The following is a 15906-nucleotide window of genomic DNA, read 5'->3' as shown; positions in this document are numbered from 1 at the left end:
CGCCGCTTGCGGTTTTTCCAGCCGCAAGCGGCGCTGTGCGGCGTTTGGAGACGGGACGAATCTGACCGGTTCCTCTCTGACCTACAGAGAAGGCAATCCGGAGAAAGCGGGCAACGATGATCGAATTTAAAAATGTAGTCAAGCAATATCCCAATGGCACTATCGGCCTGAACAACATCAATCTAACGATCAAGGAAGGCGAGTTCGTCGTGATCGTCGGTCTGTCCGGCGCGGGCAAATCGACGCTGCTGCGTTCGATCAACCGCCTGCACGATATTAGCTCGGGCGAGATTCTGGTCGACGGCAAATCCGTCACCAAAGCGAACGGCAAACAGCTTCGCCGTATCCGTCGCGATATCGGCATGATTTTCCAAAGCTTCAATCTGGTTAAACGCGCGACGGTGATCCGCAACGTGTTATCCGGCCGCGTCGGGTATCACTCCACGTTCAGCACGATGTTCGGTTACTTCCCGAAAGAAGACCATGATATCGCGCTGGACGCGCTAACCCGCGTCAATATTCGCGAAAAAGCGTACACCCGCGCCGATCAACTGTCCGGCGGACAACAGCAGCGCGTATCGATCGCCCGCGCATTGGCGCAAAAACCGAAAGTCATTTTGGCCGACGAACCGGTCGCTTCGCTTGACCCGCTGACAACCCGTCAGGTTATGGACGACTTGCAGCGTATCAACCGCGAACTAAAAATCACGACGATCGTCAACTTGCACTTTATCGATCTGGCCCGCGAATACGCGACGCGCATCATCGGCCTGCGAGCGGGCGAAGTGGTATTCGACGGTCCTGTCTCGGAAGCGACAGATGCCAAGTTCTCCGAAATCTACGGCCGTCCGATCAACGAAGACGAGTTGCTGGCAGCCGACGCTCCGAAAGGAGGAGTCACGGTATGACCCCTGCTCCTACGCCGGAAGCGGCGGCGAGCGGGGCACCGACTCCTCCGCCGTCCAAAAAGCCGGCGCCGACTCTGGATTCAAAAGGACCTCAACGCTATAAAATGTTGGCGACCTGGCTGTTGTTCATCGTCGTTCTTGTCGTCTGCTTCGTCGGAGTCGACGCCGACTTCATGGCGCTGTTCAGCGAAGGCGCCCGTTCCAATATGGGCCGCATCCTCGGCGAAATGGCCCGCCCGGATTGGAGCTACGCTTCGCATATCTGGAAGCCTATGGTCGAAACGGTTCAGATCGCGATCGCGGGCACGATCATCGGGTCGGTGCTTGCCGTGCCTGTCGCCTTGCTCTGCGCAGTGAATATCATGCCCAAGAAAATCGTTTCGATTCCGGCGCGCATGGTGCTTAACCTGGTTCGTACGGTGCCTGACTTGCTGTTCGCGGCGATCTTCGTCGCGGTATTCGGTATCGGCGCGTTCGCCGGTATGCTGGCGCTCGTATTCTTCTCCTTCGGTCTCGTAGCCAAGCTGACCTATGAAGCGATTGAAGCGATCGATCCCGGTCCGCTCGAAGCAATGACGGCGTCCGGCGCCAACAAAATTCAATTGATCGTATTTGGTGTTATCCCGCAAGCTCTGCCTTACTTCTTCTCGTATGTACTGTATACATTCGAGGTTAATGTACGGGCGGCTGCCGTGCTCGGTTTCGTCGGCGCGGGCGGTATCGGCCTGCATCTCGATCAACAGCTCAACTCGCTGCGCTATGACCGCGCTTCGACGATCATTCTGCTCACGCTCGTGATCGTGCTGCTGATCGACTACGCGAGTACTTACTTACGGAGGAAATTGCTATGAACCAATCCGTTCCTTCCAAATCCCGTTCTGCCCTGATCCGCAACTGGATCGTCGGCGCCGGGATCATCGTTTTGTTCGTCTGGTCGCTGTCGTCGCTGCAATTCGACGGCATTCAAGAATACGGCGCGCAAGTCATGAAATCCATCTGGGAAGGCTTCACCCATCCCGATTGGGATTACGTTTATCTGCCTGACGGCGAAGATCTGCTGCGCGGCCTGCTGGAAACGCTGATTATCTCCATTCTGGGTACGTTCATTTCCGCGTTCCTGTGTATCCCGTTCGCTTTCTGGGCTTCGAACAATATGAGCCGGTTGCAAATCGTTTCCGGCAGCGGCAAATTCGTTCTGACCGTGATCCGCGTATTCCCGGAAATCATCATGGCGATCCTGTTCATCGTCGCCGTAGGCCCTGGCGCGTTCGCAGGCGTACTGGCACTCGGCGTTCACTCGATCGGCATGCTCGCGAAACTGTATTCCGAAACGATCGAAGCCGTGGATAACGGCCCTCGCGAAGCACTGGTCGCCAGCGGCGCGAGCAAACTGCAAGTGCTGCGCTTCGCGGTACTGCCGCAGGTCATCCCGCAATTCATCTCGTACGCGCTGTACCGCTTCGAGATCAACATCCGTTCCGCGACCGTCCTCGGCCTCGTCGGCGCGGGCGGTATCGGTACCCCGCTGATCTTCGCCCTGCAAACCCGCAACTGGAGCCGGGTCGGGATTATCCTGCTCGGTATCGTGGTGTTGGTCATTATTATTGACCTTATTTCCGGGTGGTTGCGGCGTCGGATTATCTGACTTTGACTTTGGTGCGGGGAGACGCGGCTGCGGGAGGGATTCGTTTCGGTCGCGTGTTGCATTTGGGAAGCTGGAATTGGATTTTAATAAGGAAGCTTCCCAAATACAAAGGCGAACGCTAACGCTCCTACACTGAATCCCTCCCTCCGCCGCTACCGCGCAGCAAATATTTTTTAGGGTAAGAGGAGTCGAATCTTAATTGGATTCGGCTCTTTTCTTTTGTGGTTTTATCTTTTCCTGTTGTCTACTATCAACTCTCTACTTTCTACTTTCTACTTTCTACTTTCTACTTATATTCTCGCTTTTCTTCTTGCTTCTGTCTTTTCTCTTGCCCTTCTCCTGCTCTCCCCCTCAAAAAGTTCCTTTTTGAGGGCTTTTGTTGTCGATGAAATCCGACAACCCGGAAAAGGCGGTGTGGCTGTGGGTGGGGTTCAGTGTAGGAGCGAAGCGTTCGCCTTTGCCATTGGGAAGCTTCCTTTATAAAATCCAATCTAGCTTCCCAATGGCAACACGCGACCGAAACGAATCTCACTCACAGCCACACCTCCCAGCCTTTTCCCCGCACTAGGGTTGTCGAGTTGAATAGAGTCCAACAAAAAAAGCGCCCCGAAATCCTCGGAACGCTTTTCTTCTTCTATTATAATTGAAAGCCGATCCCGCCGCTTTTGGCGTCCATCCAGCTGCCTTTTTTCTCTTTGTTCATCTCGCCGCCCATCGAGCGGATAATGGCGGCGATATCGACTTCGCCCTGCTCGTTCCACTCCAAAGCGGCCGAGACGTAAAGCTCGCCGAGTTGCGCCATGCTGAAGCCTTGAGTGAGGGCAATCGCGCCTTCCATCGCTTCCGCAGATACGAATTCGAGCAATCCGCGGCGTTCCAGGAAGATTCGGCGCATGTCTTTATCCGGTAGCATGATTTCGTACGAACGGTCGAAGCGTCCGGCGCGGTTCATCAGGCCCGGATCGATCTTTTCCGGGTAGTTGGTCGTCCCGATCAGGAAGATGCCTTCTTTGGAAGTCGCGCCGTCCAGCGTGTTCAGGAAGAAGGAACGCACGCCCTGCGGCATGGAGTCGATGTCTTCGATCACCAGCACCATAGGAGCCAAGCGCGCCGCGGTCTCGAATACTTCCTGTACGGAGCCGCTGGACGTGTACTCCGTGATCTGCCAGTAAGCGGCCGGACCCGGCACGCTGCCTGCGATCGACTTGACCAGCGTCGTTTTCCCGTTACCCGGACGACCGTAAAGCAGAATGCCGCGTTTGAACGGAAGATTATGCTTACGGTAAAAACTGCGATCCGAAGCAAAGAACTGATCCAGCGAGCGGTAGATTTCTTTTTTCAACGGATCGGGGAGAATCACATCGTCCCGCGATACGGCCCGCGTGATCGGTTCGCTCTCGCGCTGCATGCCGTTATTCGTATCGGTAAACACCGTGATCCGGTCCTGCTCGCGATTACGTTGACGAATACGCACGCTGCGCAGAAATTCGCTGATCGCCTCGTCTCCCGTCGCAAACACGAAGTCTTCGCTATAGATGCCGTGCTGGCGGAACATCGGGATACGCGCCAGGGCCACGCCTTGAGCGGCATATACGAACACGTTATTGCGGATCGCGGGATGAATCGTATATTCCGGCGTCAGACTGTCTTCGTCATAAGCGAACGTCCGACCTTCGATCCCTTCATAGATTCGACCTGCGCATTCGACGTCGGGAGAACCTTTTTTCACGTCTTCCTCAAGCAAATCCCAGTAATCGTTGTTCCCGTCATCGCTGGCATACAACGTATACGTGACGCCGTACCGTTCCTCCAGCATCGCTTCGATTCCCCGCGTTACGCGGGCATACGATTCGTATTCGGCCATATTCACATTGCCTGGCTCATATGCCACTATGGTTCGTTCTTGATTAGCCGGAATATCGATTCCCGCGATTCGCAGGCCTTGGTCCGGTTGTACTTTTCGTTCCATTAGGATTTCGCCCCTTTCACTGCCGCAAGCGGCTTGCATTTGGCTACGACGGAAGCAAGTCCTGCCCCCGTCACGCTGTTAATAATACGATCTACGTCTTTATAAGCTTGAGGCGATTCATCCAAAATAACGCCCAGCGAATTGTGATTGACGATGACTTCTTCTTCGGTTCCGACTTTCAGCGCCGCCGCGAACTCGTCCACCGTCACCAATTTTTTGGTCGCGGTCCGCGAACGGGCACGTCCCGCGCCATGGCAGATCGAATGGTAGTTGTTTGCCCCGCTCGGCTCTCCGACCATGATATACGAAGCCGTGCCCATCGAGCCGGGAATCAGCGCCGGATGGCCGGTCTGCATGTAAACGTGGGGGTTATCGGGGTGACCGGCCGGAAGCGCGCGTGTCGCTCCTTTTCGATGCACAAACCAGTCTTGACCGCCGTGATGTTCGTCCCAAGCGTAATTATGCATCAGGTCGTATAGAATCTTCATATCGAATTTGGAGCCGAAGATGTCGAGAAAAGCTTCACGGATCGCAAAAGCGATCAGATGCCGGTTCACCACCGCTACGTTCAGCGCCGAAGCCATCATATTCACGTAGCGCTGTCCTTCCGGCGAATCAAGCGGCGCGAAAACGAGTTTGGGATCGGCCGTGCCAAGTCCCAAACGCGTCATTGCCCGGGCAGCCATCGAAGTATAATGCTGGCTGACCATCGCTCCCCAGGCACGGGAACCGGAATGGATCATCACGACCACCTGACCGTCATACATGCCCCATTTTTCGGCAAGCTCCCGGTTTTCCTCCGCGATCTCCAGATACTGAATTTCCGCAAAATGATTGCCGCCGCCGAGCGTGCCAAGCTGACGTAATCCTTTTACCCAATAATTATCGGCTACCGCGTTCAGTTCTTCGGGATCGAAGTCAAAACGCGCTCGCTCGACATGGGTCAGGGAAGGAGAACGTTTGGCGGACGCTCCGTCAGGCAGGTATTTATTCGGTAATCCTTTGAGTCCTTTTTGCACGATGTTTTCCATCTTCAAATCGGAGAATGGACTGCGTTTATGAGCTTCCATCGGCAAATATTTTTCGATCCGGTTAACCAGCTTGTGGCGCAAACGCAAATCTTGTACATCGCTGCGATGCAGATTCGTCAGATGCACACGCATGCCGCAACCGATATCGCTGCCTACGATCGACGGGGACACGATTCCGCCGTCTTTGTTCCAGACCGCCGTTGTACCGATACAAGTGCCGACTCCAACATGCACGTCCGGCGTATAACCCATGTAACGGATATCAGGAATTTGCAGATTGCGTTCGGCCATATCGAAAATTCTCGGGTCCAGTTCCGCAAACATCTCTTCGTCGGCATACACATGAACATGACCTGAAGCAAGCTGTACCTGACGATAAAAAGAAGAGTTCGTTGATGTTAGATTCATTGGGTTTACATTTGACATAAAGTAAAAATCCATTCCTTCCTATAAGGCAAATCGAGTATTTTTGAAAAAAAGCATAACAAAAAACCGCGAACCTTCCGTCCGCGGTTATGCCGATCCAGATTGATTGACATCAAAGCCGCGCAAACTCCATCTACCGCGAAAGTGAGAATTCCGCAAAGATCGATTGCACCGCTCGAACCAGTCAAGCCAGACCGTACCCGTCGAGGACAGGCAGAACGAAAAACGTCTGTTCAATTTTCAAATGAGCTTTCAAACGATTAACAACCATCATTGCTGCCATCCTCCTTTGCCAAATAGTAAACTTATCATAGCCTTTTCTTTTGATCGCTGTCAACCCTAGGGCGTGCACGCAAACTCAGGCGACGTGCATCTTACCCTGCCTTTTCGCTCTCTGCTACGTCACGCTTTCTTGCATAGATCGAAAATTCAGGTCAATCTGCTTTCTTCGGAGTTTGCGTACACGCCCTAATACTGGAAGCCCTTATGATTTTTTTGGCCGCTGGCTGAATCTTGGTCTATAATAGACAACGTACAGGTTACGCAACGGAAACTGAATGATGATGCAAAATGAACAGGAGTGAATCTTTCATGAACGATCAACGTTGGAACAAAATCAGAACGCATATGGATGAACACAAGCTTGACTGTCTGCTGATCACGGAACCGAAGCATGTCGGCTATCTGACCGGCTTTTTCTCGAATCCGCACGAACGTTTCCTCGGACTCGCCGTTCCGAAAAACGATGAGCCGTTCCTCGTCGTGCCTGCCCTCGATCTGGAAGCGGCCAAAGCCGTATCCTCGGTATCCACGATTCGCACACACAGCGATACCGATGATGCGTACGCCCTGCTTCAAGGCTGGCTCGGTGGCGGACAAGGCATTGTAGGGATTGAAAAAGACCACTTGTCGGTGTCTCGTTTCGAACGCTTAAACGCTGTGCTTGGCGTATCAAGCTATGCAGACGTAGGCGGCGTGCTGACCGCGCTTCGAGCAGCCAAAACGCCGGAGGAGATCGAGAAATTGCGCCGCGCCGCGCGTCTGATCGAAGCGGTGCTGACCGAAGGACTGAAGCATGTACGCGTAGGCGCTACCGAGATCGAGATCGTCGCCGAACTGGAATACCAGATGAAAAAGCTCGGCGCCGAAGGCCCGTCTTTCGATACGATGGTGCTCACGGGCGATAAAACGGCTTTGCCGCACGGCAATCCGGGCAACCGCAAGATTCAATCCGGCGATATGCTGATGTTCGATATGGGCGTGTATTTGGACGGTTACGCTTCGGATATTACGCGCACTTTCGCCGTCGGCGAACGTCCAAACAACGAGTCGGTCAAAATTTACGAAACGGTACTCGCGGCGAATCTGGCGGCTATCGCGCAAATCCGTCCGGGCGTTACGCTGGCTTCTGTCGATGCGGCGGCACGCGAAGTCATTACGGAAGCGGGTTACGGCACATACTTCATGCACCGTTTGGGTCATGGACTCGGTATGGATGTGCATGAATATCCGTCGGTACATGGAGCCAACGAAGAGCTGATTACGGAAGGGCTTTGCTTCACCGTAGAGCCGGGCGTTTATGTCGCGGGCGAATGCGGGGTTCGGATCGAGGACGATATTATCGTGACTCAAGACGGCGTCGACGTACTCACCACGTTCCCGAAAGAACTGACGGTAATCGGCGGATAATTTCTTTTTTAAAAACACGAAAAAGCCAGTCTCCGACCACTCGGGAACTGGCTTTTTGTATAGCTTCATATCTGATTCTTCGCGTTATTACTCGTACTCGACCAGATCGGTTTCCTGGAAACTGCTCACTTTGGACTCCCAAATTTCGGCTACGTATTTCGCATGTACGGGATGCACATTGTACGCTTCAAAAGCCGCGCGATCCACAAAGTTCATCGAGAATCCGTAATCGTGATCGTTTTTGGCGCTGACCTGGCGAAGCACCTTGAAATCTTGCACACCGGGAATAACCGCTAACAGCTCTTTACTTTCACGCAAAAAAGCTTCCGCTTCCCCGTTATCCTTGCCTGCGTGCAGGGTGAACGTCACCATGTGTATGAATGCACTCATATTGCCGACTGCCTCCTTCGATCGATTAGATGGAATACTGACGCATCGCCGCGGCGATACGCGCATGTTACCAGTTTACCACAATCGATATGGAAGCCCTACCATTGTCGGCAAATCCGATTCATGAACCTACATAAACTTAAAGCAAGTCACGAGTCTTTATTTGGATGCGATGGTCGGTAGGCCCGAATCCGCTTCTACAGCCGGGACTTTGAAGCTGCGCGCCCAATAAAGCACAGGCGTGCCTGCCGCTGTGAGAATGAATTTGAACAAATACGTCGAAATGAACAGTTGAATCCACACGGAAAAGCCTCCGTATTCTGGTCCCGTGAACGCAATCGCGCAGAAGATCAACGTGTCGATAAACGAACTGACGACCCCGCTCCCGTTGTTGCGAATCCACAGTTGGTTGGCTGAGGCAAAGCGGCGGCGGATGCCTGCATACAGATAAACGTCGAGCAGTTGGCTGACCAGATAAGCGGCCAGGCTTCCGAGCGCCAGTCTAGGCAGCAGACCAAACAACGTTTGCAGCGGTTCTTGGGCAAAATCGACTTCCGACGGACGGAAAAACAAGACCATTTGCATAATGACCGTAGTCATGATCAGCATAAAAAAGCCGAACCAAACGGCTTTACGCGCGGCTTTGACGCCGTACCGTTCGTTGAGCAGATCGGTTGCCATATAGATGCTGACGTACATGGTATTGCCGAGGGTCATGGTGATACCCAGCATATCGATCGTTTTGGCAACCTGAAGATTGGCGACGACCGTCGCGACTCCGACCCAGGCATACAGCCCTTTTTGACCGAAAAACTTGAAGCAAAGCAAGAAAAACGCAAAATTGACCAGGACGAAAAACACGCCCCACGTGAAATTGAACAAGGTGAATCCCCCTAGTTTTGGTATCGCGGGATGGTTACGAACCGCGTAATGGACGTTTTAGTCTACCATGAGAAAGTGGGATGATGCTATCTTTTTTTGAATGGGTTGGGATAAATGCTATTCGTTTTAGACAGTTGGAAGGGCTGCGGGAGAAATTCGTTCAATTCGCTGTCTCACTCGGAAAAGTTGAATTGGATTTAAATAAGGGATTTTCCGAGTTCAAAGGCGTCTTGAACTGAATTTCTCCCTCCGCTCAATCGGCCAGCGTAAAACAAAAAAGCAGGATCTACATTTTCTCATGTAGATCCTGCTTTCATTTGATGCAGCTTAGGCCGCTTTGGGCTTTTCGCTTAACAGCAAGTTAAGCCTGAGCCGTTTCGAGTTCCGGGGTGTCGTCGGAGTCGTAGACGTTTTTGTCGAGTTCGCCCGTGACTTTGCCGGTCACGACGCCGGCGACCATCGAGTCGTTGACGTTCAGGGCTGTGCGGCCCATGTCGATCAGAGGCTCGACGGCGATCAGGAGGCCAGCCAGGGCTACAGGCAGGTTCATCGTCGACAAGACGATCAGGGCCGCGAAGGTCGCGCCGCCGCCGACTCCGGCTACGCCGAAGGAGCTGATCGCGACTACGGCGATCAAAGTCAGGATAAACGGCAGATCGACGGTGACGCCCGCCGCCGGAGCGATCATGACGGCCAGCATGGCCGGGTAGATGCCGGCGCAGCCGTTTTGGCCGATCGTGGCGCCGAAGCTGGCGGACAAGTTCGCCACGCCTTCGGATACGCCGAGTTTTTTACGCTGCGTTTCGATATTGAGCGGAATGGTTGCCGCGCTCGAACGCGAGGTGAACGCGAATACGAGCGGAGACACGACTTTTTTCAAATACGTGACCGGATTCAGACCGAATGCCAGCAGAATGACCAAATGAATAACGAACATCACGATCAGGGCCACATAGGACGCAATCACGAATTCGCCGAGGCGAATGATGCCCGAAGGTTCGGTCGTCGCCATCATTTTCGCGATCAGGGCCAGAATGCCGTAAGGCGTAATGCGCAAAATCATGGTCACGATCCGCATAACGACGCCGTGCACCGCATTGACGATGCCGCGGAACGTCTCGGCTTGCTGCGCGTTTTTACGATCCAGTCCGAGAACGGCCAAGCCGATAAACGCCGAGAAAATCACCACGGCCAGCGTCGACGAAGGCCGCGCGCCCGTCATGTCTTCGAACGGGTTCGTCGGGATAAAGGACAACACTTGCTGCGGCAGCGTCAGACCTTCCACGTCGCCGAGACGCGATTCCAGCGCTTCGCCGCGAGCTTGTTCCGCGTCGCCGTTCAGCAATTCGTCCGCGTTCAGGCCGAATGCCGTTGCCGACGCGATACCGACCGCCGCCGCGATCGCAGTCGTTAATACGAGAGTAAGCAAGACGGACACGCTGATCTTGCCGAGCTTTTTGCCGCCTTTAATATTCATGATCGCCGTAATGATCGAGACCATGACGAGCGGAATGACGATCATTTGCAGCAGACGAACGTATCCGCTTCCGAGCAGGCTGTACCAATCCATCGACTTCGAGACGATTTCCGAATCGGCCGTGTAAATCCATTGCAAAGCGATTCCCAACAGGATACCCAGGCCGAGTGCGGTAAACACCCGTTTGCTAAACGAGACATGACGCTTTTGCATGACATACAGCAAAACGGCCAGTCCTGCCAAAACCGCGATATTCAGAATGACGAAGAAAGTTTCCAAGATTCAATCCCTCTTTTCTTTTTATTTTTCGAACAGTGGTCAACCTCGTCGCTTTATGTAAGCTTTTTCAAATTCGTGAATCATAATACCATTATTCCGATCATTTTGATAGACTTATTTTAAAATTTGATAAATCGGTTTCGGTAATTGTCGGAAAAGTCACGAAAATATTCGGAATTTGCGAAAAGAGCTTACATGAATCTGGTCAAATTTGGCTATTCTCATGTATGATAGGGATTAACCAAGCATAACTTCCGAACGTTCCACCCGCTTTTTCTATTCTTTGGCCCTATTCCGCATTGCGTCTTTACGAACTTTGGTCCCGGTTTTCGTTTTTTACATAGTCCCGATATCCGGGATCGTTCGTATGCAAGCCTCAGGCGCCGCGTTCAGGATTGCGTTTTGCTTTTCATAATGAAGGGGGAGCCTATCATGTTAAAGCGTTCCATCAGCCGCAAGATCATCGCTTTGTCGGGAGCCATCATCCTCGTTGCAAGCCTGCTGCTGTGCGGGAGTTTTTTCGTCATATTCAATAATACCCTGCACAGCCGAATCATACCGGAATTCAGCAAAACGATGGATCTCAGCGTTTCCGAAATTCAAAGCGGGGTCGATCCGACCCAGGCCGGCATGGCCGCCAAAGCCAACGCCGCCGCGTCGATGAAACTGCAAACGTATCTGAACGATTCCGCCGCGGAATACCGTCTCGACAACGTGTATATCCTGAACGTTCAAGACAATGAAGCGACGGTCGTACTCGCGAGCAAGGGAGCCGCGATCAAGACCGGGGACAAGCTGCCTGTCAATCCGCAGATGCAGCAAGCGTTGAAAAGCACCAAAGAAGCGGTCGTTACGCCGTTGAATCAAAATAACGGCGAAGCGCAGATCGAAGGCTACCTGGCGATCTCGGGCAGCACGATGCTCGTGGCGGGAACGATGGATGCCAACTTCGTCACCGAAGTGACTCAAGCGATCCTGTGGACCAGCGTGGCGATCACGGCGATCGTTATCGTGATCGGCGCTCTCGTCGCCGCAGGCGTCAGCCGCCAAATGACGAAACCGCTGGGCCGACTGGTGAAGCACGCGCGTCTGGTCGCCGAAGGCGATCTGCAAGAAAACATCCAAGTCAAAGGACGCGACGAAATCGCCCAGCTCGCTTCCGCGTTCCAACAAATGACAAGCAATCTTCGCGGCATGATCGGTCAAGTGCTCGAAGCGACGGACCGCGTGAAAAACGATTCGATCGAATTGTCGCGCGGCATCGGCTTACTGTACGAAATCGGCGGCCAGACCTCTTCGTCCGCCGTCGAAATCGCCCAAAACAGCGAAGCGGTCGCGACAAGCGCCGCGGAAAACGCCAAAGCGATGGAAGAAATCAGCGGCGGCATCCAGCATATCGCCGAATCGGCAGCCGAAGTTAACGAACAGATCGCCCGGGCTTCCGACCAGGCCGTATCGGGCAACACGCTGGCTCAACAAGCTGTCGGCCAGATGAACCGCGTGCAGGAGATCACGGTCGAAGCCCGCTCTTATATCGAGTCGATGGGTTCGCGTTCCGACGAGATCACGGAAGTGCTGCAAGCGATCACGAGCATTTCCAAACAGATTCAAATGCTGTCGCTGAACGCTTCGATCGAAGCGGCTCGCGCAGGCGAACATGGTCGCGGCTTCGCCGTCGTCGCGGACGAAGTGCGCAAATTGTCCGACCAATCGCGCGAAGCGACCGGGCAGATCGAACAATCGCTGTCCGCGCTGCGCGAAAATTCGGAACGTTCGGTAATGGCAATCGGCTCGGTGCATCAAGAGATCGTGTCCGGCGCCGAAGCGGTACGCAGTGCCGGCGGAGCCTTCGACGAACTGATGAGCCTGATGCAGCAGTTCAACCAATCCGTGCAGGAAGTATCCGCTTCGACCGAACAAGTTTCCGCGGGCAGCCAGCAGGTGACGGCATCCGTGGAAGAAACAGCCCGTATTACGGAGCGTGTGCAGATGCGCGTACTGGAAGTCTCCGAAGGCAGCACGCGCCAGGTCGAAGAAATGGAAACCTACGCACGTACCGTCGGCGAGCTGACTCGCCAGGCGGACGAGCTGGAAGAAACGGTTAGACGCTTTAAGATTTAATCGCGTAGCTCTGATGCTCTCGATGAATAATTTCACGACATGACGAAAAGCCGGGAAAAGGGAGTCCCGGCTTTTTGTTATTCAAAAAAACAGCGATCGGGCAGTTACGCGGACGGGTACTTGGGATAGGATCACTTACCGCTTTTACCCGACCGTGCACGAAACAACAGTTGCGGGACACCAATCTCCTCATGCCCGACTTGGATCGGCGGCATCACTTCATACAGATCACCCACAACCTCAGGCGTAAGCACTTCTTCCGGCGTACCTTCCGCTACCCGTCTGCCTTCGCGAAGCAATAACAATCGCTGCGCATACTGTGCGGCCAGATTAAGATCATGCAGCACCGCAACCACAGTCAACCCCTCTTCTGCCCGCCACTCCTGCACCAACTCCATCATGTCGAGCTGATAATAAATATCCAGATATGCGGTAGGTTCATCCAATAGCAACACTTTCGGCTGCTGCGCCATCACTTGACCGAGCGCTACGCGTTGACGCTGCCCGCCGCTCAATTCGTCCAATCGACGCGATAACAGCCCGGTCAATGCAAGCCGCTTCGCGATCCGAGCCAACAGCGCTTTTGCAGCCTCTATATCGGATTCACGCCCAAAACGATCCCGGTAAGGAAAGCGTCCCATCTCCAGTGCATCTCTGACCGTGATCCCAAGCGGCGGTAAGCCGTCTTGAGGCAGCACGGCCAATTCGCGGGCCAACTGACGTCGACTATATTCAGCCAGAGGACGACCCTGTACGTTTACGACACCTGCCGAAGCACGCTCTGCCCCCGAGATCAGCCCGAGCAAACTGGATTTTCCGCTTCCGTTAGGTCCGAGTATTACCCAGAACTCTCCCGGCTGAACGCTCCAACTCAACGGTTGAACAGCCTGCTGCCCGTCATAGGCGCAAGCTGCTCCTTGCAGCGAAATGGCAGGCGAAGCTGCCAAAGGATCGCTGTTTCTCTGCTGCCGTTGCTTCCGCGAATTCCTTTTTTTCATCCAGTCCATGATCCGCTTCCTCCCTTCCCGCGCTTGCTTCGTTGCAGCAATAACGCAAAGAACGGCGCTCCGGCAAATGCCGTAACCACGCCCAGCGGAATTTCCGTGCCTCCAAGTAACGAACGAGCCAGCGTATCTGCCCACATCAGGAACAAAGCTCCGCCCAGCGCGGACAACGGAATGAGCAACCGGTAATCAGGTCCCGCGATCAATCGAATCATATGCGGCACGATCAAGCCTACAAAGCCGATGACGCCCGATACCGATACCGCGGCAGCCGTGACGAGCGTAGCGACCAGCAAGACGTTCATTTTGGTTCGTTCCGTATTCAAGCCCAATTGCCCGGCACGCCGTTCCCCCAATGCAAAAAGGTTCATGGCTCCGGCATTTGCCCAAAGGAACACTCCTCCGATCAGCACGTAAGGCAACAACACGAACGAGTAGCTCCAACCTCTAAGATTCAAGCTCCCCATCGTCCAAAACAAAATTTCATTGACCGGGCGATCCGACAGGGCTGACAGAAAGGTTACGATCGCGCCGAGAAAAGATTGCATCACGACGCCAGCCAACAGCAAACCGTAAATCGGCAGTTTCCCTCGATCCCTGGCTAACGCCAATACAAGGATTAAAGTAAGCGCTCCGGTAAAAAATGCGGTCAAAGGCAACGTCCACTGGCCGATCCAAGCCGTTCGCAGTCCGAAAAAGATAATCAGGGCCGCACCCAGCGAAGACCCGGACGAGACGCCCAACGTAAAAGGATCGGCAAGAGGATTGCGCAGCACTCCCTGAAAAGCGGCTCCCGCTACGGCCAATGCCGCGCCGACCAACGCCGCCAGCACGATACGAGGCAGCCTGACTTTTAACACAATCTGCGCTTCCCCGACGTCCCAGGTCTGAGGAAACCATGTTCCCGCTCCAGGCAGTTCATGGATCAGGATTGAAAAAATTCGCCCCGCAGGAAGCTCGACCGACCCGATCCGAAGTGTGAGCACCAGACTGAAAAGGAGCAGTAAAATCCCCGCTCCTCCGTAACCGCCCAGTCTGCGTATCATTGCAAGGCATCAGGGTAGATCGCGTTAAATACTTCGATCAGCCCTTCCGACAAACGGGGACCCGGACGGCTCACCAGATTATCATCAATTGCGAACAATTGATCGTTTTCTACAGCCGCAATAGTTGCCCAGCCGCTGCGATCCTTGATCGTCTGCGGATCGACGGACAATTGGCTGTACAAGATCACGTCCGGATTAGCCTGAATGATCGCTTCCGCGTCGACTTCGCTCCACCCGGTCGTCGCATTGGCTGCGTTGATCGCACCGGAAGTGCTAATCAGCTCATCCATGAACTCCCCTTTGCCGACGGTCCAGCCCGGGGAAAATTCCAGATACACGGTTTTGCGGTCTGCTTCGTCGATCGAAGCCGCCGCGGTGCGAATTTTCTCAATATCGGTACGCATTTTGTCCGTCACGTCTTTCGCTTCCGCTTGCCGATCCGTGATCTCACCGTATGTCGTCACGTCGTTGATGACGTCTTCCAACGTATCGGGATTGAATTTGAACACGTTCAAGCCCAGGCCACGCAATGATTCGACCGTCGCGTCGTCCGTCACATCGGCCACAAATACGATATCCGGCTGCGCCGCAACAATCGCTTCCGTATTCAATTCGAAACCGCCCATCTTCGGCTTGGACTTGGCGGCTTCCGGGTAGTCGTCGTTATCCGAGACGCCGACAATCTGCTCATCCAACCCTAACGCGAACAAAGTTTCCGTCTCCGACGGCGCCAGCGATACGATCTTGGAAGGCGCGGCGTCCAACGTCACCTCGGTTCCCGTCGCATCGGTCAATGTCAATGGATATACAGTTTGGCTCGCGGTTTCGGCCGCTTCCGTCGTGTCAACCGCTTCTGCCGGAGCCTGTTCAGCGGTTTGCGTTTCTGTCGTTGTCGGCTCTGGCGCCACAGCCGATTGACCTTGTCCGCAAGCGGCAAGACTCAATGTCAGCAGCAAAGCCGCCGTACCTGTTAGCAGCATTCGGCCAAGTCGATAGGCTGAAGCCCTGCGCTCTCCTGCATGAAAGCTTCCGCTTTGCA

General features: G+C 54.1%; 13 protein-coding genes. 5 read left to right on the top strand and 8 right to left on the bottom strand.

What is annotated here, in order from left to right:
* Nucleotides 1-116: 116 nt before the first annotated feature.
* From phnC to phnE (WKI47_RS23075), 3 genes are all read left to right on the top strand, one after another.
* Entirely contained in the window at nt 117-908 is a 792-nt protein-coding gene (gene phnC, locus WKI47_RS23085) for a phosphonate ABC transporter ATP-binding protein (RefSeq protein ID WP_340229527.1), read from the top strand.
* Between the two features lie 104 nt (nt 909-1012).
* Entirely contained in the window at nt 1013-1759 is a 747-nt protein-coding gene (gene phnE, locus WKI47_RS23080; RefSeq protein ID WP_340229720.1) for a phosphonate ABC transporter, permease protein PhnE, read from the top strand.
* The gene (gene phnE, locus WKI47_RS23075; RefSeq protein ID WP_340229526.1) at nt 1756-2553 is read left to right on the top strand and encodes a phosphonate ABC transporter, permease protein PhnE; all 798 of its coding nucleotides are present in this window, start codon (nt 1756-1758) and stop codon (nt 2551-2553) included. Before phnE (WKI47_RS23080) ends, phnE (WKI47_RS23075) begins: the two co-directional genes overlap by 4 nt.
* Nucleotides 2554-3190: 637 nt before the next feature.
* On the opposite strand, the gene WKI47_RS23070 is transcribed toward phnE (WKI47_RS23075), so the two are convergent.
* Both WKI47_RS23070 and WKI47_RS23065 read right to left on the bottom strand, forming a co-directional pair.
* Nucleotides 3191-4522 (bottom strand): ATP-binding protein, encoded by a 1332-nt coding sequence (locus tag WKI47_RS23070; RefSeq protein WP_425355500.1) that lies wholly within the window; start codon nt 4520-4522, stop codon nt 3191-3193.
* Nucleotides 4522-5961: an RtcB family protein gene (locus WKI47_RS23065; RefSeq protein WP_340229525.1), complete on the bottom strand. Its 1440-nt coding sequence runs from the start codon at nt 5959-5961 to the stop codon at nt 4522-4524. The genes WKI47_RS23070 and WKI47_RS23065 overlap by 1 nt, the downstream gene beginning before the upstream one ends.
* Nucleotides 5962-6570: 609 nt before the next feature.
* On the opposite strand from WKI47_RS23065, the gene WKI47_RS23060 reads away from it, so the two are divergent.
* On the top strand, nt 6571-7668 hold the full coding sequence (locus tag WKI47_RS23060; protein WP_340229524.1) for a Xaa-Pro peptidase family protein: 1098 nt from the start codon (nt 6571-6573) through the stop codon (nt 7666-7668).
* Nucleotides 7669-7755: 87 nt separating this feature from the next.
* On the opposite strand, the gene WKI47_RS23055 is transcribed toward WKI47_RS23060, so the two are convergent.
* The 3 genes from WKI47_RS23055 to WKI47_RS23045 form a co-directional block, all read right to left on the bottom strand.
* Entirely contained in the window at nt 7756-8058 is a 303-nt protein-coding gene (locus WKI47_RS23055) for a Dabb family protein (RefSeq protein ID WP_340229523.1), read from the bottom strand.
* Nucleotides 8059-8217: 159 nt separating this feature from the next.
* Entirely contained in the window at nt 8218-8940 is a 723-nt protein-coding gene (locus tag WKI47_RS23050) for a queuosine precursor transporter (protein ID WP_340229522.1), read from the bottom strand.
* Between the two features lie 361 nt (nt 8941-9301).
* Nucleotides 9302-10696 (bottom strand): L-cystine transporter, encoded by a 1395-nt coding sequence (locus tag WKI47_RS23045; RefSeq protein ID WP_340229521.1) that lies wholly within the window; start codon nt 10694-10696, stop codon nt 9302-9304.
* A gap of 432 nt (nt 10697-11128) precedes the next feature.
* Between WKI47_RS23045 and WKI47_RS23040 the strand changes: the two genes are divergently transcribed.
* Complete coding sequence (locus WKI47_RS23040; protein WP_340229520.1) at nt 11129-12817, top strand: methyl-accepting chemotaxis protein; 1689 nt, start codon at nt 11129-11131, stop codon at nt 12815-12817.
* A 131-nt stretch (nt 12818-12948) separates the two neighbouring features.
* Here the strand turns inward: WKI47_RS23040 and WKI47_RS23035 are convergent, their stop codons facing one another.
* From WKI47_RS23035 to WKI47_RS23025, 3 genes are read right to left on the bottom strand one after another with little or no spacing between them, the layout of a single operon-like run.
* On the bottom strand, nt 12949-13824 hold the full coding sequence (locus WKI47_RS23035; protein ID WP_340229519.1) for an ABC transporter ATP-binding protein: 876 nt from the start codon (nt 13822-13824) through the stop codon (nt 12949-12951).
* Nucleotides 13812-14867: an iron ABC transporter permease gene (locus WKI47_RS23030; protein WP_340229518.1), complete on the bottom strand. Its 1056-nt coding sequence runs from the start codon at nt 14865-14867 to the stop codon at nt 13812-13814. The genes WKI47_RS23035 and WKI47_RS23030 overlap by 13 nt, the downstream gene beginning before the upstream one ends.
* Nucleotides 14864-15847: an ABC transporter substrate-binding protein gene (locus tag WKI47_RS23025; RefSeq protein WP_425355504.1), complete on the bottom strand. Its 984-nt coding sequence runs from the start codon at nt 15845-15847 to the stop codon at nt 14864-14866. Before WKI47_RS23025 ends, WKI47_RS23030 begins: the two co-directional genes overlap by 4 nt.
* Nucleotides 15848-15906 lie beyond the last annotated feature (59 nt).

This window comes from Saccharibacillus sacchari (assembly GCF_037722395.1).
GTDB classification, from domain to species: domain Bacteria; phylum Bacillota; class Bacilli; order Paenibacillales; family Paenibacillaceae; genus Saccharibacillus; species Saccharibacillus sacchari_A.
Note: the sequence above shows the minus strand (reverse complement) of the source record. Positions and strands in the feature narration are given on the sequence as shown.